Raw genomic sequence first — 21,547 nt, 5'->3', positions numbered from 1 at the left:
TCAGCCACACCCGACACCGAGCATCCTTCGCTTCCAGCAGTCCCTGCTTGCCCACCTCGAACCGCCGACTCCGGCCACGGACGCATCCGAATACTTCACGGATCTCCGGCTGGCCACCGCACTGATCGGCCTTACTTGGCCAGTAGGGCAGCATCTTCTCGACACCACCCTCTCCGGGTATGTGACCGCGTACCTCCACTCCACTTCAGAGAATTTCGGCACCAGCAACGGTCTGCAGCACCATCGCTTGCGCGATGTACCGCCCCGTGACCCGATCGCCTGTGCCGGACTCCTACGCGCCGCACACTCCTTACTCGAAACAAACGATCTGTCCGAGCACCTTTCCCAGCTCGTCCACACCCCTGGAGAGCGGCCGACACGCACGCCCTGGGTACGCATCTACGCCCGCCATGAAAACTCATGCTCGCGGCGATTCCGAGACGCGGCCGAACCATTGACACGCACCTACCGCAAAATCGGCGGCCCACAAGGACTCCGAGCACCACTGCGGGACGACTACCGACCAGAACACATCCCGGCATACCTGGAACCGGACTGGCATGAAAGATACTTCGCACCCATTGCCGGAATCGCCCCGAAGGTCTTGCGTCGAACCGCTGCGGTCCGGCTCGTCCAGTGGGCCATAGGCGGACCCCTCGATGAGGCCGCGACTTACCTCGGCATAGCCCCGGACCGCGTGCGGTTCAGATCCAACACCGACTTCCAACGCTGGGAACGCGCGGGCCGCAACCCGGCCGAGTTCGAACGGGTCCTCCGCGAGCTCAGCACCGAACTCCGAGCACCCCACCGACCACTCATCGACTACCAGCGCCGACGTGAGGCACTCAGAGACTGGGCTCTGCCTCCTGACGAATGGGACGCCCTGGTCAGCGAGTTACCACCCATCCCCGGCCCCATTCGGCCGGCAGTCGGCGACCGCAAACGTCAGGACGCCTCCGTATTCATCTGGGTACAGGTCACACAAGGCGAGCACCTCTTCGCCCCGCGCCCCATTGAGGCCGAACAGCCTCAAGACGTCCAACGCGAATGGGCTCTTCGCCGCAACACCACCTGGTACAACCTCGTCCGGCCAGATACCTTTCGGCACTACGCCGACCTACGGAAACTCCTCGCCGAATATGCCCAACAGCTCGCCCGGGACATCGACTCGGGTGCAGGCAGATAACCTACGGTCAACCAGTCGGGTGGCCCGAGGGGATCTCACCCTCGGGCTCCCACCGTCCGGCGACGCACACGACTTCCACGACGCAGGCGTTGATGCGGCCTTCAGCAGCATCCCAGACAACCACTGCGCACATGCCCGGGCCGCGGCACCGCCCAGACCTCCCACGCGCCGCGGTCCGCGCCGGCCAGGAGCAACGGCAGCCCTCTCCGAGCCAGCCGTGGACGCCGGTCAACAGCTCACGGGCCTCGACGAGACCACCGCCTCAGCGGACCGCGCCGCAGGGCGGTGCCGTCCGCCGTTACGGCTGGGCGTGCGGATACGTCGTGCCGTGTGACTGGTCGTGGTGTCGCGGTGGATGGAGCCGTTGGGCCATCGTTGTCGGCCCTCGCTCGCGTTGGTCGGCCCGCCTGTCACCGGGACTGAAGGTGTCTGCCGGTCAACAGCCCCGTGCATCCCGACGGGCCGTGCCGGCCAGGCGCCGGTGTCATCCTGCCGGTCAGGGCAGGATGACCGTCTTGCCGCGGGAGTGGCCGGAGCGGGCGCGGGCCACGGCGGCGGGGGCGTCGGCCAGGGGGATCTCGCTGTCGACGGTGATGCGGAGCTTTCCGGCGGCGGCGAGGTCGGCGAGTGCCTCCAGTTCGGCCCGGCTGGGGTTGCTGGAGAGGTTGACGCCGTGGATCTCGCGGGCCGCCAGCCCCTCGACGTCGGCGGCGTGGTTGGTGCTGATCAGTCTGCCGCCGGGCTTGAGCAGGGTCGCGAGGGCGTCTATGCCGTCGTCGCCCGGGTGGCTGACGAGGTCGAGGACGGCGTCGATGCCCTCGGGGTGGGCGGCGAGCACCTGCTCGGCGACCGGCGCGGCGGTGAAGTCGAGGGTCTCGTGGGCGCCGAGGTCGCGCAGACGGGCGGCGACGTCGGGGGCGGCGGTGGCCAGCACCCGGGCTCCCTGGTGGGCGGCGAACTGGATCGCGGACTGGCCGACGCCTCCGGAGGCGCCGTTGACGAGGACGACCTGCCCGGTGTCGAGACGGGCGGCTTCGATGGCCTGGTAGGCGGTGGCGCTCGCGGTGGGCAGGGCGGCGGCGACGGTGAACGGCAGGTCGTCCGGTATGCGGGCGATCTTGCCGTCCTCGGAGACCAGGGCGTACTCGGCGTAGGAGCCGCGTCCGCGGGCTACGTTCATGAACTGGCCGTAGACGGTGTCGCCCTGCCGGAACAGGTTCACCCCGGCTCCGACGCGCTCGACGACACCGGCGCCGTCGGAACCCATGACCAGCGGGAAGTCGTGCTCGACCGCGCCCTTGAGGGCTCCGTCGGCGACCTTCCAGTCGAAGGGGTTGAGCGCGGCGGCGCGCAGGCGGACCAGCACCTCGCGCGGTCCCGGTTCCGGAACGGGCAGATCGCTGAGGAGCGGCTCGGCTCCGAAGGCGGTGATGACGACGGCCTTCATGACTGCTCCCAGACGACCGTGAGTTCGTTGCGGCGGCCGAAGCGCTCGAGGTGGCTGCCCACGACGCTCTCGATGGCAGTGAGGGAGGACGCGTCGGGTGCGGTCACGCGGATGAGCAGGTGGTCGTCGGCGGGCTCGAGCAGGACGTCGGTCTGCTGGAAGGTGAGGCGGTGCCCGCCGTCGCGGGTCTCCTCGGTGGGGATCTTGCCGCCGAAGTGGGAGGCGAGTTGCTTGGCGTAGCGCGGGGCGGCGTCGGTGGCAACGCGGCCGAGGGATGTGGGCATGACGGAACTCCGGGGTGAGAGAGGGGTGGGGTCGGGGTCAGCCGGCCAGGGGGGCGAAGGCGGCCGTCTCGGGCAGCCGGATCGTGTGGTGGGTGTGCTCGGCCTTGGCGTGCAGATAGCGGATGTTGCTGTCGGTGGCGAAGACGCCGGTGGGCTCCACGAAGCGCACCGGGACCCCGAGGTCACGCAACTGGCGTGCCTTGTCGGGGTTGTTGGTGAGCAGGTCCAACTCGGCGAGGCCGAGCGCGGCGAGCATCTGCGCGGCGGCGGTGTAGTCGCGGCCGTCCTCGGGCAGACCGAGGGCGGTGTTGGCCTCGTACGTGTCCAGGCCCGCGTCCTGCAGGGCGTAGGCGTCCAGCTTGTTGTAGAGGCCGATGCCGCGGCCCTCCTGGCGCAGGTAGAGCAGCACCCCGCCGGTGGCCGCGATGCGCTCGACCGCCTCGCGCAGTTGCGGACCGCAGTCGCAGCGCGCCGAGCCGAACACGTCGCCCGTCAGGCACTCGGAGTGCATCCGCACCAACGGCGCCGGGGCAGCCGCGGGGTCGCCCAGGATCAGCGCGACGTGCTCCTTGCCGTCGGCCAGTCCGTGGAAGGTGACCGCCTCGGCGGTGACCTCGTAGCCGTCGGCGAAGCGCAGCGGGATGGTCACCCGGGAGCGCACCGAGGCGTCGGCGAGCAGGGTGTGCGCGGCGGAAGGCGTGGTGTCCATGGCTGCTCCTGGGGAATGATGCGAAGCGAGTGCAAGTTCAAATTTGAAGCGACATCCTGGACCATACCCTGCATGCTTCAAATTTGAAACAGGCGGCCCGGTGTGGCCTCTGTCACATCGATTCGAATTTGAACTGACGAGGTAGCGTGGATGCATGACGGACCCCGGGTTGTTGAACGAGCATGAGGCGCGAGCCTGGTACGCCTTCGTGGGCGCCGCGGTGTCGCTGGACCGGCGGCTGGATCAGCAGCTCAAGGAGGATTCGGGGATCACCCACCTGCAGTACGTGGTCCTCGTCCGCCTCGACTCCGCCCCCGACCGCGAGATGCGCATGGGCGCGCTCGCCGAGACGCTCCACACCACCAAGAGCGGACTGACGTACCAGATCGCCCAGCTGGAGAAGGCCGGTCTGGTGCGGCGGCGCGGGTGCTCCGGTGATCCGCGTGCGGTCTACGCGGTCCTCACCGACGACGGCCGGCGCATGCTGGAGCAGGCGGCCCCGGGGCACATCGCAGCCGTGCGGGAGTTCTTCCTCGAAGCCTTCACTCCGGAACAGCTCGGCGTTCTGGCCGACGGCCTGAACGAGGTCGCCCGCCGCGCACGGGGCGAGGGAGCCCCCTCTGTGACGCGGTAGTCCGGGTGTCCGGCCGAGGCGGCCGGGAGTTGGTAGTTCAAATCTGAACACTGTGCTACCTTGCGCATGTTCAAATTTGAACGCCTTCTCCCTGCCTCTCGCCGGAGTGCTCTGTGAACGTTTTTTTGTGGATTGTTCAGTCCCTGCTCACCGCCGCGTTCCTGGCCGTGGGCGCGATGAAGATCTTCACCGACAAGAAGAAGCTCGCCTCCACCTTCGGCTGGGTCGAGCAGTTCTCCGACCCGGCCGTGAAGGCGATCGGCGCCCTGGACGCGCTGGTCGGCCTCGGGCTGATCCTGCCGGGCGCCACCGACATCGCTCCGGTGCTGGTCCCGTGGGCGGCACTCGGCGGGATCGCGCTCGCCGGCGGCGGTTCCGTGGTCCATCTCCGCCGCTCCGAGACCTCGCTGGCCGCCGTGAACCTGATCTACATAGCCCTGCTCGTGCTGGTCGCCTGGGGTCGCTTCGGCCCGTACGCGTTCTGATCGGCGACGCCGACCCCGGGGGCAGGGCCTCCGCCTGTTGCCCCCGGGGTCACCCTTCGTAAGGGGCACTTGCCAGGCTGCGGCCATGGACAGGACGGCGCTGGCCCGCACGCTGCTGGAACCGATACCGGCGCATCGCACGGCCGACATCGAGGTCGTCCGCGGCGCCGACGGTGCCGCCGAGATCGCGACGCGGACGCCTCCGGAGCTGACCAACGTCATGGGCTCCCTGCACTCCAGCGGGCTCGTCGCCCTGCTCGACGCGACCGGCCTGGGCGCGATCATCGCGGCGAGCACGGTACGACGAACTGCTCACGGCCCACCTGGGACAGGTGGTCGACGAGGCTGCCGCCGGCGTCACCGGTGACGGACGCAAGACGCGGCGCGACGGTCACACCCAAAACAAGGCCCCCAACGGGGGCCGACATAAGCCACCCAACGAATTCCCCGATGGGGAATTCCCCTGCACATTCAGTCGAAAGGCTGAATGAATAAGGCCTTTCAGGCCGTCCATGTCCGCGTCGCAGGGCTTGGTCAGCCGCTTCGTTCTGCTGATCTCGTCGTACTTCGGCGGCACGGGCCAGGTCCGACCATCCCGGGATCTGGGCCAGTCGTTGGGCGATGTCGTCGAGTCTGGCGGCCACAGCAGCTGTTTCGGACAGGGCTGCGAGGGACCAGGCGGGTAGCTCTCCCGCCATGTGGCGATCCGGTGCCTGAGTGCCTCGTCCCTGCGTTTGGAGGCCACGACCTCGGCGAGGCGCTGTATACGTCGGGAGCACCGCTCCTCAACGGCCCGGTGTTCGGTTTCGGCTGCGGCGTGGTCGTACAGCGCGGGATGGAAGGGGAGAGTGAACGCGACGCCGTTCGGTTGCCCGGCCTGTAGGGATTCGAGTGCCTCGCTGGTGCCCACGGCAACGTAAGCAGTGGGCTGGGGTGTCAGCGCGGCGAGGATGTCACGGGCTTCACTCACATCACCACCAGAGTTCAGCAGGACCCCGCTGACGAGATGGGGAGCCCTGGCTGTGAACTCCTCGCGCTTGCGCTGGGGGTAGTCCGCAAGACGTTCCCAGCCCGGCCAGGCGTCGATCTGCCGGTCCCTCAGGATCCGGCAGGCTTCGGTCACGACGGCCGGCGGAGGCAGCAGCCGCCCATCGGCCAGGGCAAGCCGGGCTTGATCGTCACGGGCGTCCTCGATCCGCAGCGCAACGTGTTCCCGTTCGGCTTCGGCGATCGCTCCGGCAAGACGCTCGACCAGGAGGTGCGCGTCCTGGTCGAGGTCGACTCGTTCGCCGTCGAGGAGCTCAGTCAGCCGTGGCTCGGATTCCAGTGCCGTCTTGGGTCCCGTGGCCTGTTCCAGCCTGTCCTGGAGGCGTTCGGCAGACTGACGTGCCTCTCCCTCGTTCTCCTTCGCCTCGTCCAGGAGCCGCTGGACCTCGATGTGTTCTTGGGCGAGCGCTTCCGCCTCCTCTGTCAGCGCGTCGACCCTTTGCGTGCGGCTTCATACGTGCGCTAGGAACTGGGTCTTCTCATAGTCGATGCCCGCACGCCACGGCCGCTTCAGAGACGTCCTTCACACGGATCGCCCAACTCCAACGGGGCCGGTACTGTCTGTCGGTTCACTCCGGCCAACTGCCTTTTCTCTATGCGCTCGTTGAGCGATGGGAGGCATGGCCGAAAGGCCTCTTGGTAACTCCCGGTTGTCGAATCCAGCGAGAATCGAGAGGCCCTGGTGTTGAACTGTTGCGTGATGGTGGCAGACGGGTCCAGCCGGTCCCACTGGGGGTGCCTGTCTCGCCAAGAGGCGCCAGTGCGTCGGCGGGAGCGGGCATGCCGAGCGGCGCGCTGTATACCCGTCCGGTGTGCTTCCACGACGTCGTGGTCAGCACAACGTCTTGATCGACAGCTCAGGCTGGAGCACGAGGACTCCGGCGGATTGCAGGGCCTGAGCATAGTTGAGCAGTTCGATCGCACTGATCGCCACCCACGCAACCAGCGACACTGCGGCGCGGAACCGCCTCGGCCAGACCGAATGGATCAGTTTCCCTGAACCGTTCAAGGTCGTGGTTGACGAGACGGTACCGCGCCCACCTCGAGGCGTCTTGATTCATCCGACGTGAAATGCCTCGAGCGCAGGTGACTCCGTCCCGCTTCGATTCTGGCACCCACGGTCGATCACCCCGCGAGGAATGGGGTTCTGCAGCACCCGCAACTACATGGCGTGTACGGACACCTCTGGTCAGGCGCCCCGTGTGGACCGAGCCGCGAGCAGGTCGAGTGCTATGTCCACGATCATGTCCTCTTGGCCGCCGACCAGGCCGCGCTGGCCGACCTCCAGCAGCAACTCGCGGGCATCCACGCCATAGCGCTGGGCGGCTATCTCGGCGTGGCGCAGGAAAGAGGAGTAGACGCCACCGTAGCCGAGGGTGAGAGTCTCCCGGTCGACCTGGACGGGGCGGTCACGCAGGGGGCGTACCAGGTCGTCGGCGGCGTCCTGGAGCGCGAACAGGTCGCAGCCGTGCTTCCAGTCCTGGAGGTTGGCCACCGCGATGAAGGCTTCGATGGGGCAGTTGCCGGCGCCGGCACCCTGTCCGGCGAGGGAGGCGTCGACCCGGGTGACGCCCTCCTCGACGGCGATGACGCTGTTGGCCACCGACAGCGAGAGGTTCTCGTGCGCGTGGATGCCGATCTCGGTGGTCTCGTCGAGCACGTCCCGATAGGCGCGGACCCGCTCGCGCACCCCGTCCAGAGTGAGGCGGCCGCCTGAGTCGGTGACGTACACGCAGTGCGCGCCGTAGGACTCCATCAGCTTGGCCTGTGCGGCGAGTTCGGTCGCCGGGGCCATGTGGCTCATCATCAGAAAACCGGAGACGTCCATGCCGAGCTCGCGTGCCTTGGCGATGTGCTGGGCGGAGATGTCGGCCTCGGTGCAGTGGGTGGCGATGCGGACCGAGCGCACGCCGAGGGCGTGGGCGCGTTCCAGTTCGGCGATGGTGCCGATACCGGGCAGGAGGAGTGTGGTGAGGACCGCGTTGTCGATCGCGTCGGCCGCGGCCTCGATCCACTCCCAGTCGGTGTGGCTGCCCGGGCCGTAGTTCAGCGACCCGCCCGCCAGGCCGTCGCCGTGGGCGACCTCGATGGCGTCGACGCCGGCCGCGTCGAGGGCGGCGGCGATACGGCCGACGTCGGCGGGGTCGATGCGGTGCCGGATGGCGTGCATGCCGTCCCGCAGGGTGACGTCCTGGATGTAGATCTTGCGGTTCATCGCTTGGCCTCCGCGAAGGACTCGGCGACGCGCAGGGCGGCCGACGTCATGATGTCGAGATTCCCGGCGTAGGCCGGGAGGTAGTGGGCGGCGCCCTCGACCTCGAGGAAGACCGACACCCGGGTGGTGACCGGACCGGCTCCCTGCGGGACGAGCGTGTGCACCGGCTCGGCAGCGTCCACCGGAGTGAACTGCACCTCCTGCTTCAGGCGGTAGCCCGGCACGTACTGAGCGACCTGTTCGGCCATCTCCTTGACGGAGGTGCGGATGGCGTCCTGGTCGGCGTCGCCGATGAGGCAGAACACCGTGTCCCGCATGATCAGCGGTGGTTCGGCCGGGTTGAGGACAATGACCGCCTTGCCGCGCGCCGCGCCGCCGACGGACTCGATAGCGTGCGCCGTGGTCTCGGTGAACTCGTCGATGTTGGCGCGTGTGCCGGGGCCGGCCGACTTGGAGGCGATGGACGCCACGATCTCGGCGTAGTGCACGTCTGTGACGGCGGAGACGGCCGCGACCATGGGAATGGTGGCCTGTCCACCGCAGGTGACCATGTTGACGTTGTCCACGCCCGCGTCGAGCTGGGCGCCCAGATTGACCGGAGGCACCACGAACGGGCCGATCGCGGCGGGCGTGAGGTCGATGAGCTTCTTGCCGTACGGCCCGAGCTTGTGGGCGTTGGCAATGTGCGCCTTGGCCGACGTCGCGTCGAAGATCACCTCGATGTCGTCGAAGTGCTCCATGGCGATCAGGCCGTCGACGCCCTCGTGGGTCGTGGGCACCTTGAACCGGGCGGCACGGGCAAGGCCGTCGGAGGCCGGGTCGATACCGACCATGGCGGCGACCTCCAGCGTGTCCGACAGGCGCAGGATCTTGATCATCAGGTCGGTGCCTATGTTGCCCGAGCCGATGATGGCGACCTTGGTCTTACGGGGTGTCATGCGTCCCTCTTCTCGGAGAATGCGGCGGTGACCTCGCCGAGCGAGCTGATCTCGGCCCGGATGCGAGTGCCAGGAGGCGCCGGGACCATCGGGCCCAGAGCGCCGGAGAGGACGACCTGCCCGGCACGCAGCGGCTCGCCGAACTCCCGCGCGGTGCGGGCCAGCCAGGCCAGAGCGTTGAGCGGGTCGCCCAGGCAGGCGGCGCCTGAGCCCTCGGAGACGAGGACGTCGTCGGCGTACATCCGCATGGTGGTCTCCCGCGGCTCGAACTCGTCGAGCGTGAGCCGGCGTTCGGCGAGGACGTACAGGCCGCTGGAGGCGTTGTCGGCGACCGTGTCGGCGAGGGTGATGTCCCAGTCGGCGATGCGGCTGTCGACGATCTCCAGCGCGGCGACGGCGTAGTCGACCGCGGCCCGCACCTGCGCCGGGTCCAGGTCGCCGCCGGCCAGGTCCTCCCTGAGGACGAAGGCGATCTCCGCCTCCGCTTTGGCCTGCAGCAGCCGCGCGGACGGCACCTCCGGCTCGGCGGAGACGTCCATGTCGGCGAACAGCACACCGAAGTCCGGTTGATCGACCCCCAGTTGGCGTTGCACGGCGGGCGAGGTCAGGCCGATCTTCCGGCCAACCATCACAGCTCCTCGGCGCAGCCTGCGCCGGGTCAGTTCCTGCTGTACCGCGTAGGCGGCACCGATGTCCTGGGCGCCGAGCAGATCGCGGACCGGGGCGACAGCGCGGCCTCGTTCCGTGGCGCCGGTCAGTCGCGCGGCGGCCTGCGCGATCACTTTCGAGTCCACTGCCATGCCGGTTTCACAGTCCTTTCGCGGTAGTTGTCGCGACCCCGGCGATCCGCGCCGGGATCGCCTCGTAGAAACGGGAGGTCATCGCGTACGGTCCCGACGTCGCGGCCGCGGAGGCACAGGCGGCGATCCAGGTGCGGACCTCGTGGGCGGAGCCACTTGGACCACCCCCTCGGCGGTCCAGCCGTGGCGACAGCAGCAAGCACAAGAGCACGTTCGCCCCTGGACCGCCTTCCGTCCTAGCGGGCGTTCCGCTGGCCAGTACGCGCGTCGCGACGGTGGCCTCGCGGCCCGCTCCACGGAGGTGCGGTGGGTGCTGAGCGGCACGGGATCGCGCGCCCCGCGGGGTGCTGCCCCTTCACCGCCGAGCCGTCGTGCGGAACGCGTTGCGCTACGCCGGCCCCCTCAAGGCGCCGGACGGCGACGCCGTCCAGGGCCCTACGGCGTGCGGGCTGACGGCAGTGGCCTTGCCGTGTTGCCGTTGTAGGCGAACCTGTGGGCCACGGCGATCAGGCCCGCGAGCCAGGAAGTGCCTGCGATGAAGACGAAGCACAGAACATAGTCGTGCAGAGTCGCCGCGCTTCCACCCAGAACAGCCCCGACCGCCGCGCCGGAGATCGCTCCTCCCGCCGTGCGCACCAGGGAGTTGATCCCGCTGGCGATTCCGCTCTGGGCCAGGGGAACATGCTCGACGGCCAGGACACCGAGGGCCGCTTGGGAGATCCCGAGACCGAGCCCCTGGAGGGCCCCCTGCCCGAGGAAGTCGTAGCCATGGGTGTTCGACAGCGCGAGCCAGAGGAACGAACATCCGGAGATCACCGCGCCCACGGCGATGGTGAACGCCTGGCCGATCCGGCGGGCGAGACGACTCGCCAGGCCCGCGGCCGACAGCGTCGTCACCATCATCGGCAGCGAGTACAGGCCGACATCCAGGATGGAGCCTCCCAGGCCGTATCCGGCGCTTCGAGGCGTCTGCACCAGGTTCGCGACCAAGGTGAAGGAGGCGTACATCGAAAAGCCCAGCAGAAGCGACAGCGTGTTGGCTGACAGGGAGCGGTGACCGACGAGCAGGGACAGCCTCACCAGCGGCTGGGTGACTCTCAGTTCGGTCAGCGTCCACGCTCCGCCCAGAAGGACAGCGGCGCCGAACAGGGTGAGTACCCGGCCGGATGTCCATCCCCAGGTGTTGCCCTTGCTGATGGCCAGGAGCAGGCAGACCAGGGTCAGGGCGAGGAGGGCGGCACCCGGATAGTCCGGCTTGCCGCCATGCCGGGCGCCGCCGGACGGCACCCATCGGGCGATGAGCGTCAGGGCGGTCACGCTGAGGATGATGGCCACCCAGAACACGGGGCGGAAACCGTCCGTCACTGCGGTGACCAGTCCTGTGATGATCATTCCCAGGGTGCCGCCGACTCCCATGGTGGCGCTGACGACACCGATACCGTTCATGACACGGTCGGGTGGTAGCACCTCCCGGATCAGGCCGATGGCCAGCGGGAACAGTGCCACGCTTACCCCTTGGAGCGCCCGTCCGGCGATGAGGACGCCCAGTGAGGGGGCGAACGCGCACACGACCGAGCCCGTCAGGAGCAGACTGAGAGTCAGCTGGATCAAGGGTCTCTTCCCGTACATGTCGCCCAGGCGCGACAGCAGTGGGGTTGCGACCGCTCCGGTCAGGAGCGGCGCGGTGAAGACCCAGGAGACGGCCGTCAACGAGGTGTCGAAGTGGCGGGCGAGGTCGGGCAGCAGCGGTGTCACGGTCGTCTGGTGGACGGCCACCAGTGACCCCGCCACCGCGAGAGCGGCAAGGATCAGGCGGGAGGAGCGCTGGTCGACGGTCGAGTCCGCCGCCTGTTGGGAGGAAGTACTGGTCAACTGTGTTCCCGGAGGATGGCCCGGCCAAGGGCATACGGAGCCCGCCCGGGCGGCCCGGGCGGGCAAGGTGAACGCCTACTGTCGGCGGGGCGGGGTGCCGAAGGTGCTGATGTCGATCACCGTGCCGGTGAAGGTCCGGGCCTCCTTGGAGGCCAGCAGCACGTACGGGCTGGTGCAGTCGGCGGGTTCCGGCGCGGTGCGCAGGGCCGAGTGCTCGCGGAGGATGGTGTCGATGGGGAGTTCATCCGTGATCGATGTGTCGGCGAGCCCCAGAGCTCCGGGCCCTCGCAGATCGGTGGCCAGCCCGCCGGGGGCGACGGCGTTGACACGGACCTCCGGGGCCAGCTCGTAGGCGAGCTGGCGGACCAGTCCGAGAGCGGCATGCTTGCTGGCCGTGTAGAGCGGTCCGCCGCCGGCGGGGAAGAACGCCGCGTTGGAGAGGGTCAGGATGAGGGTTCCGTTCGACTTGCGCAACGGCTCGACGGCCGCTTTGGCACCGAGCAGGTAGCCCTTGACGTTGACGGCGAACAGTTCGTCGAAGGCGTCGGCGAGGACGTGGGCGGGTGTGTCGATCAGAGACCTGCCGAAGTCCCAGATGCCTGCGTTGCCGATGAAGGCGTCCAGTCCGCCGAACTCGCGTTCGGCGATGGCGCAGGCTCGGCTGTTGTCCTCGAACGACCGCACGTCACCGGCGATGGTGCGTACCGCGTCGCCCAGCTCTTTGGAGAGCTCATCCAGCCGCACCTTCGAGCGGTCGAGGACAACGACCCGCGCCCCCTCCGCCACGAAGCGCTCGACGATCGCGCGGCCGAGCCCGGAGGCACCACCGGTGACCACCGCGGACGTGCCGTCAAGCCGCCCCATGGTGCGCTCCTTCCCTGTGCTCTTCTTCCCTGTGCTCTGCACGCTCGCGATCGATACGGACGTAGATGTCGGTGCCTTCGACCTTGATCTCGTGGGTGGCCAGCGGCCGGGTCGCCGGCTGTGCCAGGACGGCGCCGGTGCGCAGACAGAACTTGGCCTGGTGGAGGGGGCACTCCACGGTGCAGTCCTCGACCCAGGAGTCTGCCAGCGAGTAGTCCTCGTGGGTGCAGGTGTCGTCGAGGCAGAAGAACTCGTCCCCGGAACGGAACACCGAGACCGGGGGCACGGTGTCCAGGCGGAAGGCTTCTCCGTCGTCGATGTCGTCGATGCCGCAGGCGCGGATCCAGGAGGTACTCATAGGAAGACGCTGATGCTCGGGGCGGGCAGGGTCGTGGTGTCCAGGACGATCTTGCGGCGGGCGATCTGGAATCCCAGCGGGATGCCGGCCGGACGCAGGAGGTCGGTGCGCTCGCCGGAGAAGCTGTCCTGGTGGAGTTCCAGGCGGCTGCGCAGCACGTGGAAGTTGACGCGCACCTCGAACTCGCCGGAGTCCAGTTCCGTCGCGCGGACGTTGGTCAGCAGCCGCCGGGTCCGTGACGGCGGCTCCTCCGACCAGGCCTGGCCGGAGGTGAGACGGCGTACCCGGCCCGCGAGGAACGCCTTGTCGTCGTCGAAGAACGCCGCGCCGTCGGGCCCGGCGATCTCGATGTCACGTTCGCGGACGGTGCGCGTCACACGGGTCGGCAACCAGTAGTGGACGTCGTCGGTGAACAACTCCAGCCACTCGGTGAACCGGTGGTCGTCCAGGAAGGCGGCCTCGGCGTAGAGGAACTGTTCGATCCGGTGCTGGGTCTCCACGCTGACGAGCGCGGGGACCGGGATTGTCTCTGTCGTCATGACTGCTTCGCCTCCTCCTGCTCACGCCGCCGCTTGTCCAGTTCGGCGATCTCCTGCCAGCTCAGGCCGGACATCAGGTCGGCCCAGCGCTGGTACATGCCGCGGCCGGCCATCTCGGTGAACATGTCACCGGCCGTCCGGCCTGGCATGCCGTCCAGGTCGCGCTGCTCGTGACCGAGTCCCATCTGCGCGTTGAAGGTGGTCTGCCGCGCGATGTGGCCGCGCAGGACCTGCTGGACCTCGGTCCAGTTCTCGCCGTCGTCGGTCTCGAACACTCCGGCTGGCGAAAAGGTGCGGACGGTGTTGAGCCGTGACGCCCGCTTGGCCTCTTCGGGAGCGTTCTTGGGCAGGTAGGCCCAGGACCACACCTCGATACGGCCCGGTCCGCGCGGGTGCCACACCCGCATCGTGTTGTTGGTCGCCAGCCAGGAGAAGTTGGGGAACACGGTGTTGTGCCCGTACACCGCCAGGGCGCGCTGCTCGCCGAGGCGGCGGTAGATCTCCTCCCGGCGCTCGATGAGAAAGGCGTCGAAGGCCGGGCCGGCCGGGTCGGGCACGAGGTCGGGACGGAGACCGGACCCCGAACCGTGACCGTTCCCGCTGAACTGACGGCCCGGGGCTGCCAGGGCTCCCGCCGCCAGCGCCCGGATCTCGGGGTCCTCGAACAGCGCGACGAACCCCGAGGAATGGGAGATCGGAACGTGGTACATGTCGCTGGCGAACTGTTCGGCGGCGAACTTCCAGTTGGCGTCGATGACCCACTTGGTCGCGCCCGGGACGAGTTCGAGACCGTCGTCGTAGCGGTCGGCCATGGCGTCGAAGTACCACGCCATGTCGCCCAGGTACTCCTCGAAGGAGGGGGCTTCGTCATCCCAGGTGCCGAAGTAGAAGCCCTTGTAGTTGTGGATGCGCGGCACCTGCCGCGGTCCCCACTGGGACTTGTCGATCTCGTTGTGGTAGGCGCGGTCCTCCATCGGCACGCTGACCAGCTCACCGGCGATGTTGTACGCCCAGCCGTGATAGCTGCAGGTGAATGCCTTGGCCACACCCTCGTCGGCACGGCAGATGCGCATGCCCCGGTGCCGGCACTGGTTGAGGAACGCCTTGACCGAGCCGTCCCGCTGACGGACCACCAGGACCGGGTCCTCGGCCATGTAGGTCTGCAGGAAGCTGCCCTTCTTGGGCAACTGGCTGTCGTGGGCCAGGAAGAGCCAGCTCCGGGCGAAGACGTTCGCCAGCTCGGCCTGGTAGATCTCGGGATCGGTGTAGATGCTTGGGTCGATGAGCCCCTTGTCGGGCTGGACCAGGTCGGCGATGTCGAACATGTCCCGCTCCTTTCGTTCTCAAGCGCCGGGAGCCGGAGAGGCCGCCAGGAAGTGATGGCCCCAGATGCTCGCGGCGTCGTAGTGGCCGACCGTCCACGCGTCGTCGTCGATGACGCGGCCGTTGAAGCCGTACTCGATGTCGAAACCGGAGGGCGTCACGACGTAGAAGGAGGTCATCCGGTCATTGGTGTGCTCGCCGATCGACATCCGCATCGGGATGCCCTGCTTCTGCACGAGGTCCATGGTCCGTCCGACGTCCTCCAGGCTCGTCACCTCCAGCATCAGGTGACCGATGCCGGGCGGGACTCCGGGGATGGCACCGAACGCCATCGAGTGGTGCCGCGGATTGCAGTGCAGGAACTGGGCCGCCTCCGGCCCGAGGTCGATCGTGTCGCTGAGCCGGAACCCGAGAGCGTCCTGGTAGAACTTCGCGGTCTTCGCCGGGTCGGCGACGAACATGAAGGTATGACCGACGCCGAAGTCGCCCTGGCCCATGTCGCCGGCGACGAAGGTGAGGCCGCGCGGAGAGACGAATCGCTCGTTGGCCTGAGTCGCGCCGTAATAGGCCTCGACCGTGTTCCCGGCGACGTCGGCGAAGCTGATCAGCCTCCGGACGCCGCGGCGGGCGGCGAGCTTCTCGTCCTCCCGGAAGTCGACGCCGAGCGAACGCAGATTCCCGGCCAGAACCTCCAGATCCCTGGGGGACTTGACCTCCATACCGAGCGCGACCACCGATTTCGGGCCGGCCGGCTCCCCGGCCTCCACGGCGATACGCCATGCCCTCTCGTCATTCTTGAACAGCAAGGTGTCAGGGTCGTCGGAAGCCGCGAGCTGGAGGCCCAGCACGTCGGTTCCGAAGGTCCTCCAGGCCTCGAGCGGACCGCGGAAGACGATGTAGCCCAGAGCGCTGACGAAGCTCATGTGCATGACTCCACTTCAGATCTGACCCGCGAGGAAGGCGCGGGTGACGTTGTTGAACCTGTCCGCCTGCTCGATCTGCGCCCAGTGACCGCAGTGCGGCATCAGGTAGAGCCGCGAGTTCGGGACGCGCCGGGCGAACCACTCACTGCCCTCGGGCGAGACGATGACGTCCTCCCTGCCGTGCACGAACAGAACCTCGTTCGGGATGCGCTTGAGCGCGACCTCCGGAAGGACGAGGGGGTTGGCGGGCCTCGGGGCGAAGGTCTGCAGGTGGGAACGCCGCACCTCGGGCCGTGTCGCCATGGCGACACGCTCCTCCGCGATGGCGGCGAGCCGGTCCCCGAACAGGGTCGGGTCGTACAGCATGTAGGAGATCAGCTCGGCCATGGCCCGAGGGGTGGGGTCGTCGTAGAAGGTGATCAGACGCCACATCGCCGGACTGGGAGCCCCCATGTTCCCGGCGCCCGCCGTCCCCATGGTGATGGCCTTGCCGAAGCGCTCAGGGGCGCGGGTCAGCAGGTTCAGCGCGAGCGAACCGCCCATCGAGTTGCCCACCAGGTGGACCTTGTCGAGGCCGAGTTCGTCGATCAGGGCCAGGCAGGTCTCGGCGTTCTGCCGCAGCCTGGCGCCGGGCGGGGTGTCCTCCGGGTGGCTGGAGTCGCCCCAGCCGACCTGGTCGATCACCAGACAGTCGTAGTCCTCGGCGAAGGCCTCGATGGTGCCGCCGAAGTTGGACAGGCCGGTCGCGCCGGGGCCTGATCCGTGCAGGAAGAGGATGGCTTCGCGGTTCCCCTCGCCCGCGCGGTTGAGTCGCACGCTGTACTCGCCGGCCTTGACGTCCGAGGTCGTGATCGAGACGCTCACAGCGCCTCCTTTCGGTGGAATGGTGTGTGGAGTGTCGGCCAGGTCCGCGTCCTGGACGGCGATTCGTTCCGACGGCCGGAACGGCCTCGGCCCTCAGCGGCGTGCCGTCTCCTTGACCAGGGCGCGGAGTCCGACAGAAGCGTCGGCGAGGACCTCCGCCGACACCGGTGCCGTGCGTTCGACCAGCTTCTTGGCCATGGCGAGGTCGCGAACGGCGTCCAAGCCGGCGGCGGCGACGACCAAGCCGTCCCTGAGCCAGAAGGCGGTGAAGTGTCGGGGGTCGGCGCCAGGGCGCACGACGAGCCGGTCATCCGCCCAGGGGCGGCCGACCATCTGCAGGGTGAGGCCGAACTGCTCCGACCAGAAGTAGGGAACGGCGTCGTGAACCCGGGGGGCGCCCGCCATGGTGGCGCCGACGGCGGCCCCTTGCTGCTGGGCGTTGTCCCAGTGCTCGATGCGGCCCGGCTCCGCCAGACGGGGGTGCGGCTGCACGGTCACATCGCCCGCCGCCAGAATCCAGGGATGTGTGCTCCGGCCACAGGCATCGACGACGATCCCCTGCCCGTTCCGCACCTCGGCGCCGGCGGCCGCCGCCAACTCGTCGTTGGGAACGACCCCGACACCGATGACCACGGCCGCCGCGGGCAGCCGCTCTCCATCGGACAGCAGTACTTCCTGCACCTCTTCGGTGCCGAGGAACGCCTCGATCTTCGCTCCGGTCAGGACCCGCACCCCTTCTTGGCGGTGCAGTTCGGTGACCAACCGGGCCAGGGGACGCCCAAGCGGGAGCAGCGGCATCGGCGCCGCCTCCACGACGGTCACGGCGCAGCCGGCGGTCCGCGCTGCCGCGGCGACCTCCATCCCGATGAAACCGCCGCCCACGATCACCAGCGGACCGCCCGAAGCGATCACGGCGGCGAGCTTGCGGGCGTCGTCGAAGTCCCGCAGGGTCAGCACGTTGCGCAGATCGCTGCCCGGGACGGACAGGCGCCGGGCCGACACCCCGGTCGTCAGCAGGACCCGGTCGGCGTTCATCGCCTCACCGTCCGAAAGCCTGACCAGGCCGGCTTCAGGATCGAGCGTGTCCACTTCGCTGCCGAGACGAAGTTCGATCTCGGCGGCCCGGTACTCCTCGGCGGGGACGATCGGGCGGAACATCGCCTCCTCGTCGCCGCTGAGGCCTTTCGACAGGACGGGGCGCTCGTAGGGCAGCCTCGGGCTCGCGTCGACGATCGTCACCGCGCCGTCGAAACCGGTGCGCCGCAGAGCCAGGGCGGCCGCGACTCCGGCCGCGCTGCCACCGACGATCACATGGTGTCCGACTCGGGCCATGGTTGCTCCGTGAGTAGGGGGGCGGGTTGTGCCGGGACGATAGGTCCGGGCCGGAAGCCCTGTTGCAGAACCGTCCCGGCGGCCGGAACGCCAATTCCCTGCGCCTAGATCGGACGGCCGTGACCCGAGGCGCTGATCCGCTCGCAGCCAGACAGGAGTCCTGCCATCGGAAATGTCCGGACACCGGTACGACCCGTCGAAGCAAAACAATCTTCCGCGGGCACATTGCGCGGCGGTTCATGCGGACGTAACATCCGAGCAATCGTTCTAGAATGTTCACTCTAGAGCGCTTGCTCTAAGCGATGGCAGGGAGCCGCTGTGATCGATGAGTCAGCATCCGGCGTCACGACGCCCTCCGGCGCAGCCGCACCGTCCGTGCTGTGGAAGGCCTTCGATGTTCTGAACGCGTTCAGCCACAGGCACAGAGTTCTGACCCTCGCCCAGGTCGTCCGCATCAGCGGCCTGTCGAAGTCGACCGCGCACCGGGTGTTGTCGATGCTCGTCGACCTCGGTGCGGTCGAGCAGACCCGCGAGGGATACCGCATCGGCCTTCGGATGTTCTCCCTTGGCGCGCTGCCACCCGAGGCGGCGTTGCGCGAGGCCGCGTTGGTGCATCTGGAGGAGTTGCACCGGTTCACCGGCCAGACCCTGCATTTCGCGATCTTGCGCGATGCCGATGTCGTGTACCTGGAGAAGCTGCCCAGCCGGCGTTCCGTCTCCACGCCCGCCACGGTCGGCGACCGGCTGCCCGCGAACTGCACTGCGGTGGGCAAGGCGCTGCTGGCCTTCTCCGACGAGAAGAGCACGGCCTACGCACTCGACGGGCCGCTCCGGCGCAGGACGGCCCATTCCCTGACCACGCCCGACGAGATACGCCGCCAGCTGGCCTCCGTCAAAGCGGCCGGACATGCGACCGACCGCGAAGAGGCCGCTCCCGGACTGGCGTGCGTGGCGGTGCCCGTGCTGGTCGGCGACCGTGCCGTCGCGGCGCTGTCCGTGGCGTTCCAGTCCTCTGCCGGCAGCGGTGAGGTACTCCTCAACCCGCTCCGGCAAGCCGCCGCGGCGATCTCCAAGGCGCCCGCGATGCGGGATTTCGCCGCATCAGCCCTCACAGCGACCACCGGATAGGCTCCCCGCATGGTTACCGCACGCGATACCCGCAATCAGATCATCGATGCGGCCGAGTGCCTGTTCGGGTCCAAGGGGTACGGCAGCGTCTCGATCAACCAGATCTGCGAGGAATCCGGGTTTCCGGTCGGCTCGGTCTACCACCACTTCGGTAGCAAGGCCGGCGTCCTGAGGGCTGTTCTCGAGCGAGGGTCGACCGAGTTCTTCGCCAACCTGCCTAAAGTCGACGACTCAGCCGGCTCCCCCGAAGAGCGCCTGGCCGTCTACTACGAGCGGGCAGCTGATCTCATCACGAAGCAGCGGCAGCTGTTCCGGCTGTACACCTCTCTGCGCTTGCACGAAGCCGGCAACAGGGAGACCCAGGAGATCGTGGACGTCATGGAGCAGCGCGCCGCAGCGCACCTGACCGCATACCTCGAACCGATCGCCCGCGGTTACGGCGTTCCCGACCCCGCCGCCTGCGCGAGGGAACTCACGACGATCACCATGATCTACACCTCCGGCGCCGTGTCCAACGCCGGTGACGACGAGGACCGCATCCGGGCCGAAGTGGACACTCTCCACCGGCTCGTTCGGGGAGCGATCCTCCAGCGCACCATGCGCTCACCCGTCCCCAACTGATCACCGAGACCACATAGCGTCCGAAGATCGGATACGCGTCGATCGGCGCGAGCAGGCCCAAGACGCACGACAGCACGTCTGACGAGTCAAGTCACCCCCGCCGGCCGTTCCCGCCTCTCACGGTCGGCAAGGGGTTGCCGGTCTTCGCCTCGGCGCTAGCGTCCAGTGCACGTCGCCTGAATCCGGGCAGATCCACCACCCTTCCAAAACGCCGTTCGCGGTCAGATGGCTGAGCACACCGTGGAACCCTTGATCGCGCAGGCCACAGTCACGGATGATCCGGTCGCGCTCACTCAGCCCTTCCCCCGAGGACGGATCGCTGCGCGCGCCGCCTCTCAGGAGAACGAGAGTGGTTGACGCCGCAGACATCGAAGGCAGCCAGATCCCGAGCCCGTCCACGACCAGGGCGGCCGAGTGGTGGCCTAGCCAGTCGACTCGGTCATCTCGCAAGCCTTGTGCAGCACACTCAACCTCTCGCTGGTGTCGTCGCAGGTAGAGCTACCTATAGTTACAGAGAGTCAACGACGGCAAGCATGATTTGCCAACTATCCTTCTCATGATTTGCCAACAAGGATTCTCCACCCGCTCCCGACCTGCGCGTCTCAGTCCATGATTCGCCAACCAAAGTTCTCGGTCACACCAGGGCGGTCTCCGCCTTCGGCAGCATGATCCAGCGGGAGACGACGAAGGTCAGCGGGATCGCCACCAGGGACGCGAGCAGGGGGGCGTACCGGCTGCCGAAGTGCAGGAGGTCCACGAGGACGTAGACACCTGCGGTGGTGACGATGAAATTCGCCGCGTTCGTCAGCGGGAACAGCAGGAATTTCCGCAGCGTGGGCCGCGTGCGATAGGTGAACCTGGCGTTCAGGAAAAAGGATCCGGTCATGCTGATGACGGTCGCGAGAACATGAGCCACGAGATAAGGGAAACGCGGCAGGAACAGCAGGTAAAAACCGTAGTACGTGCCGGTGTTCACGACGCCTATGACGGCGAAGGTCAGCATCTGCCGAGAGATCACGGGATGAGGTCTTTCGCTCGTTTCACGTTGGTCGCCTTCACCAGGAAGTGCGGTCGCCCCTTGACCTCGTAGTAGATCCGGCCGGTGTACTCCCCGATCACGCCCAGCATGATCATCTGCACCCCGGCCAGTCCGGTGAGGGCCGTGATGATGGTGACATAGCCGGGTGTCTGCACGCCGTTGATGAGCGCGGCGCCCACGATCCACGCGGTGTACGCGGCCGCGCACAGCAGCAGGGTGAAGCCGAGGTGCAGGGCCGCGCGCAGCGGACGGTTGTTGAAGGAGATCAGCCCGTCGAGGCCGTAGTTGAGCAGGCTGCGCATGCTCCAGGAGCTGCGGCCCGCCTCCCGGACGGCGTTCTCGTACTCGAAGGTGGTGCTGGGGAAACCGACCCAGGCGAACAGGCCCTTGGAGAAGCGGTTGTACTCGGTGAGGTCGACCACGGCGTCCACCACGCGGCGCGACAGCAGCCGGAAGTCGCCGACGCCGTCCTTGAGCTCGACGTCCACGAGCCGGTTGACGAGCCGGTAGTAGAGGCGGGCGGTGAGGGTGCGGGTGAACCGGTCGCCGGTGCGGGTGCGGCGGGCGATGACCTGGTCGTAGCCCTCGCCGCGCAGCTCGACCATGCGCTTGATGAGCTCCGGCGGGTGCTGGAGGTCGGAGTCCATGACGACCACGCAGTCGCCGGAGGCGTGGCGCAGCCCGGCGAGCAGGGCCGACTCCTTGCCGAAGTTGCGGCTGAAGGACACGTACCGCACGCGCGCGTCGAGGTCGGCGAGCTGCTGCAGGACGTGGAGCGTGCGGTCCCGGCTGCCGTCGTCGACGTACACGAACTCCATGTCGTGGCCGAGCGGGAGCAGGTCCTCCGCGACCTTCTGGACGGCTTCGTGGAAGCGTTCTATGACGTCTTCCTCGTTGTAGCAGGGTGCGACGATCGAGATGAGCATGGGATTCCCCTGG

24 protein-coding genes are annotated in these 21,547 nt (G+C 68.1%); 7 read left to right on the top strand and 17 right to left on the bottom strand.

The window, feature by feature from the left end; translation table 11 throughout:
* Positions 1–181: 181 nt before the first annotated feature.
* Positions 182–1,186: a hypothetical protein gene (locus tag ACIRVK_RS08695; protein WP_404244951.1), complete on the top strand. Its 1,005-nt coding sequence runs from the start codon at positions 182–184 to the stop codon at positions 1,184–1,186.
* A 496-nt stretch (positions 1,187–1,682) separates the two neighbouring features.
* Here ACIRVK_RS08695 and ACIRVK_RS08690 read toward each other — a convergent pair whose 3' ends face one another.
* The 3 genes from ACIRVK_RS08690 to ribA are packed head-to-tail and all read right to left on the bottom strand — an operon-like array spanning position 1,683 to position 3,626.
* Complete coding sequence (locus ACIRVK_RS08690; protein WP_404244710.1) at positions 1,683–2,633, bottom strand: NADP-dependent oxidoreductase; 951 nt, start codon at positions 2,631–2,633, stop codon at positions 1,683–1,685.
* A complete protein-coding gene (locus tag ACIRVK_RS08685; protein ID WP_356357702.1) occupies positions 2,630–2,917 on the bottom strand; it encodes a DUF2218 domain-containing protein in 288 nt (95 codons plus the stop codon). Before ACIRVK_RS08685 ends, ACIRVK_RS08690 begins: the two co-directional genes overlap by 4 nt.
* 37 nt (positions 2,918–2,954) lie before the next feature.
* Positions 2,955–3,626, bottom strand: coding sequence for a GTP cyclohydrolase II (gene ribA / locus ACIRVK_RS08680; protein ID WP_387782130.1), 672 nt, complete (start codon positions 3,624–3,626; stop codon positions 2,955–2,957).
* A gap of 154 nt (positions 3,627–3,780) precedes the next feature.
* Between ribA and ACIRVK_RS08675 the strand changes: the two genes are divergently transcribed.
* From ACIRVK_RS08675 to ACIRVK_RS08665, 3 genes are all read left to right on the top strand, one after another.
* On the top strand, positions 3,781–4,260 hold the full coding sequence (locus ACIRVK_RS08675; RefSeq protein ID WP_404244709.1) for a MarR family winged helix-turn-helix transcriptional regulator: 480 nt from the start codon (positions 3,781–3,783) through the stop codon (positions 4,258–4,260).
* 113 nt (positions 4,261–4,373) lie between these two features.
* Complete coding sequence (locus tag ACIRVK_RS08670) at positions 4,374–4,745, top strand: DoxX family protein (RefSeq protein WP_365218631.1); 372 nt, start codon at positions 4,374–4,376, stop codon at positions 4,743–4,745.
* Between the two features lie 85 nt (positions 4,746–4,830).
* A complete protein-coding gene (locus tag ACIRVK_RS08665) occupies positions 4,831–5,112 on the top strand; it encodes a hypothetical protein (RefSeq protein WP_404244708.1) in 282 nt (93 codons plus the stop codon).
* Positions 5,113–5,136: 24 nt separating this feature from the next.
* On the opposite strand, the gene ACIRVK_RS08660 is transcribed toward ACIRVK_RS08665, so the two are convergent.
* A complete protein-coding gene (locus tag ACIRVK_RS08660) occupies positions 5,137–5,868 on the bottom strand; it encodes a hypothetical protein (protein ID WP_404244707.1) in 732 nt (243 codons plus the stop codon).
* A 48-nt stretch (positions 5,869–5,916) separates the two neighbouring features.
* Between ACIRVK_RS08660 and ACIRVK_RS08655 the strand changes: the two genes are divergently transcribed.
* Positions 5,917–6,258, top strand: coding sequence for a hypothetical protein (locus ACIRVK_RS08655; RefSeq protein ID WP_404244706.1), 342 nt, complete (start codon positions 5,917–5,919; stop codon positions 6,256–6,258).
* A gap of 723 nt (positions 6,259–6,981) precedes the next feature.
* Here the strand turns inward: ACIRVK_RS08655 and dmpG are convergent.
* The 11 genes from dmpG to ACIRVK_RS08600 all read right to left on the bottom strand — a co-directional run bounded on the left by dmpG (position 6,982) and on the right by ACIRVK_RS08600 (position 17,820).
* The gene (dmpG, locus tag ACIRVK_RS08650; RefSeq protein ID WP_387782141.1) at positions 6,982–8,007 is read right to left on the bottom strand and encodes a 4-hydroxy-2-oxovalerate aldolase; all 1,026 of its coding nucleotides are present in this window, start codon (positions 8,005–8,007) and stop codon (positions 6,982–6,984) included.
* On the bottom strand, positions 8,004–8,945 hold the full coding sequence (locus tag ACIRVK_RS08645; RefSeq protein ID WP_404244705.1) for an acetaldehyde dehydrogenase (acetylating): 942 nt from the start codon (positions 8,943–8,945) through the stop codon (positions 8,004–8,006). The genes dmpG and ACIRVK_RS08645 overlap by 4 nt, the downstream gene beginning before the upstream one ends.
* Positions 8,942–9,745: a 2-keto-4-pentenoate hydratase gene (locus ACIRVK_RS08640; RefSeq protein WP_404244704.1), complete on the bottom strand. Its 804-nt coding sequence runs from the start codon at positions 9,743–9,745 to the stop codon at positions 8,942–8,944. The genes ACIRVK_RS08645 and ACIRVK_RS08640 overlap by 4 nt, the downstream gene beginning before the upstream one ends.
* Positions 9,746–10,180: 435 nt before the next feature.
* The gene (locus tag ACIRVK_RS08635; RefSeq protein ID WP_404244703.1) at positions 10,181–11,617 is read right to left on the bottom strand and encodes an MFS transporter; all 1,437 of its coding nucleotides are present in this window, start codon (positions 11,615–11,617) and stop codon (positions 10,181–10,183) included.
* A 75-nt stretch (positions 11,618–11,692) separates the two neighbouring features.
* Positions 11,693–12,481 carry a 3-(cis-5,6-dihydroxycyclohexa-1,3-dien-1-yl)propanoate dehydrogenase gene (gene hcaB, locus ACIRVK_RS08630; protein ID WP_404244702.1) on the bottom strand — a complete coding sequence of 263 codons (789 nt, stop codon included), beginning with the start codon at positions 12,479–12,481 and terminating at the stop codon, positions 11,693–11,695.
* Positions 12,468–12,839, bottom strand: coding sequence for a bifunctional 3-phenylpropionate/cinnamic acid dioxygenase ferredoxin subunit (locus ACIRVK_RS08625; protein ID WP_404244701.1), 372 nt, complete (start codon positions 12,837–12,839; stop codon positions 12,468–12,470). Before ACIRVK_RS08625 ends, hcaB begins: the two co-directional genes overlap by 14 nt.
* Positions 12,836–13,378 carry an aromatic-ring-hydroxylating dioxygenase subunit beta gene (locus tag ACIRVK_RS08620; protein ID WP_404244700.1) on the bottom strand — a complete coding sequence of 181 codons (543 nt, stop codon included), beginning with the start codon at positions 13,376–13,378 and terminating at the stop codon, positions 12,836–12,838. The genes ACIRVK_RS08625 and ACIRVK_RS08620 overlap by 4 nt, the downstream gene beginning before the upstream one ends.
* Positions 13,375–14,703, bottom strand: coding sequence for an aromatic ring-hydroxylating dioxygenase subunit alpha (locus tag ACIRVK_RS08615; RefSeq protein WP_356348062.1), 1,329 nt, complete (start codon positions 14,701–14,703; stop codon positions 13,375–13,377). The genes ACIRVK_RS08620 and ACIRVK_RS08615 overlap by 4 nt, the downstream gene beginning before the upstream one ends.
* 18 nt (positions 14,704–14,721) lie before the next feature.
* A complete protein-coding gene (locus ACIRVK_RS08610) occupies positions 14,722–15,624 on the bottom strand; it encodes a VOC family protein (protein ID WP_404244699.1) in 903 nt (300 codons plus the stop codon).
* A gap of 15 nt (positions 15,625–15,639) precedes the next feature.
* Positions 15,640–16,488 (bottom strand): alpha/beta fold hydrolase, encoded by an 849-nt coding sequence (locus tag ACIRVK_RS08605; protein WP_404244698.1) that lies wholly within the window; start codon positions 16,486–16,488, stop codon positions 15,640–15,642.
* Between the two features lie 93 nt (positions 16,489–16,581).
* The gene (locus tag ACIRVK_RS08600; protein ID WP_404244697.1) at positions 16,582–17,820 is read right to left on the bottom strand and encodes an NAD(P)/FAD-dependent oxidoreductase; all 1,239 of its coding nucleotides are present in this window, start codon (positions 17,818–17,820) and stop codon (positions 16,582–16,584) included.
* 318 nt (positions 17,821–18,138) lie between these two features.
* Between ACIRVK_RS08600 and ACIRVK_RS08595 the strand changes: the two genes are divergently transcribed.
* Together ACIRVK_RS08595 and ACIRVK_RS08590 are read left to right on the top strand one after the other, a co-directional pair.
* Positions 18,139–18,948 (top strand): IclR family transcriptional regulator, encoded by an 810-nt coding sequence (locus tag ACIRVK_RS08595; RefSeq protein ID WP_365218685.1) that lies wholly within the window; start codon positions 18,139–18,141, stop codon positions 18,946–18,948.
* 9 nt (positions 18,949–18,957) lie between these two features.
* Positions 18,958–19,569 (top strand): TetR/AcrR family transcriptional regulator, encoded by a 612-nt coding sequence (locus tag ACIRVK_RS08590; RefSeq protein ID WP_404244696.1) that lies wholly within the window; start codon positions 18,958–18,960, stop codon positions 19,567–19,569.
* 634 nt (positions 19,570–20,203) lie between these two features.
* Here the strand turns inward: ACIRVK_RS08590 and ACIRVK_RS08585 are convergent.
* Both ACIRVK_RS08585 and ACIRVK_RS08580 read right to left on the bottom strand, forming a co-directional pair.
* Positions 20,204–20,572: a GtrA family protein gene (locus ACIRVK_RS08585; protein WP_404244935.1), complete on the bottom strand. Its 369-nt coding sequence runs from the start codon at positions 20,570–20,572 to the stop codon at positions 20,204–20,206.
* 11 nt (positions 20,573–20,583) lie between these two features.
* A complete protein-coding gene (locus ACIRVK_RS08580; RefSeq protein ID WP_404244694.1) occupies positions 20,584–21,534 on the bottom strand; it encodes a glycosyltransferase family 2 protein in 951 nt (316 codons plus the stop codon).
* Between the last annotated feature and the right edge of the window lie 13 nt (positions 21,535–21,547).

Source organism: Streptomyces sp. NPDC101152, assembly GCF_044768275.1.
In the GTDB taxonomy this organism is placed as follows: Bacteria; Actinomycetota; Actinomycetes; order Streptomycetales; family Streptomycetaceae; genus Streptomyces.
This window is presented reverse-complemented; position numbering and strand designations above follow the sequence as displayed.

Coding starts and splice junctions, on each gene's coding strand:
- ACIRVK_RS08690 (WP_404244710.1), bottom strand. CDS start 2,633: ATGAAGGCCGTCGTCATCACCGCCTTCGGAGCCGAGCCGCTCCTCAGC.
- ACIRVK_RS08685 (WP_356357702.1), bottom strand. CDS start 2,917: ATGCCCACATCCCTCGGCCGCGTTGCCACCGACGCCGCCCCGCGCTAC.
- ribA (WP_387782130.1), bottom strand. CDS start 3,626: ATGGACACCACGCCTTCCGCCGCGCACACCCTGCTCGCCGACGCCTCG.
- ACIRVK_RS08675 (WP_404244709.1), top strand. CDS start 3,781: ATGACGGACCCCGGGTTGTTGAACGAGCATGAGGCGCGAGCCTGGTAC.
- ACIRVK_RS08665 (WP_404244708.1), top strand. CDS start 4,831: ATGGACAGGACGGCGCTGGCCCGCACGCTGCTGGAACCGATACCGGCG.
- dmpG (WP_387782141.1), bottom strand. CDS start 8,007: ATGAACCGCAAGATCTACATCCAGGACGTCACCCTGCGGGACGGCATG.
- ACIRVK_RS08645 (WP_404244705.1), bottom strand. CDS start 8,945: ATGACACCCCGTAAGACCAAGGTCGCCATCATCGGCTCGGGCAACATA.
- ACIRVK_RS08640 (WP_404244704.1), bottom strand. CDS start 9,745: ATGGCAGTGGACTCGAAAGTGATCGCGCAGGCCGCCGCGCGACTGACC.
- hcaB (WP_404244702.1), bottom strand. CDS start 12,481: ATGGGGCGGCTTGACGGCACGTCCGCGGTGGTCACCGGTGGTGCCTCC.
- ACIRVK_RS08625 (WP_404244701.1), bottom strand. CDS start 12,839: ATGAGTACCTCCTGGATCCGCGCCTGCGGCATCGACGACATCGACGAC.
- ACIRVK_RS08620 (WP_404244700.1), bottom strand. CDS start 13,378: ATGACGACAGAGACAATCCCGGTCCCCGCGCTCGTCAGCGTGGAGACC.
- ACIRVK_RS08615 (WP_356348062.1), bottom strand. CDS start 14,703: ATGTTCGACATCGCCGACCTGGTCCAGCCCGACAAGGGGCTCATCGAC.
- ACIRVK_RS08610 (WP_404244699.1), bottom strand. CDS start 15,624: ATGAGCTTCGTCAGCGCTCTGGGCTACATCGTCTTCCGCGGTCCGCTC.
- ACIRVK_RS08600 (WP_404244697.1), bottom strand. CDS start 17,820: ATGGCCCGAGTCGGACACCATGTGATCGTCGGTGGCAGCGCGGCCGGA.
- ACIRVK_RS08590 (WP_404244696.1), top strand. CDS start 18,958: ATGGTTACCGCACGCGATACCCGCAATCAGATCATCGATGCGGCCGAG.
- ACIRVK_RS08585 (WP_404244935.1), bottom strand. CDS start 20,572: ATGCTGACCTTCGCCGTCATAGGCGTCGTGAACACCGGCACGTACTAC.
- ACIRVK_RS08580 (WP_404244694.1), bottom strand. CDS start 21,534: ATGCTCATCTCGATCGTCGCACCCTGCTACAACGAGGAAGACGTCATA.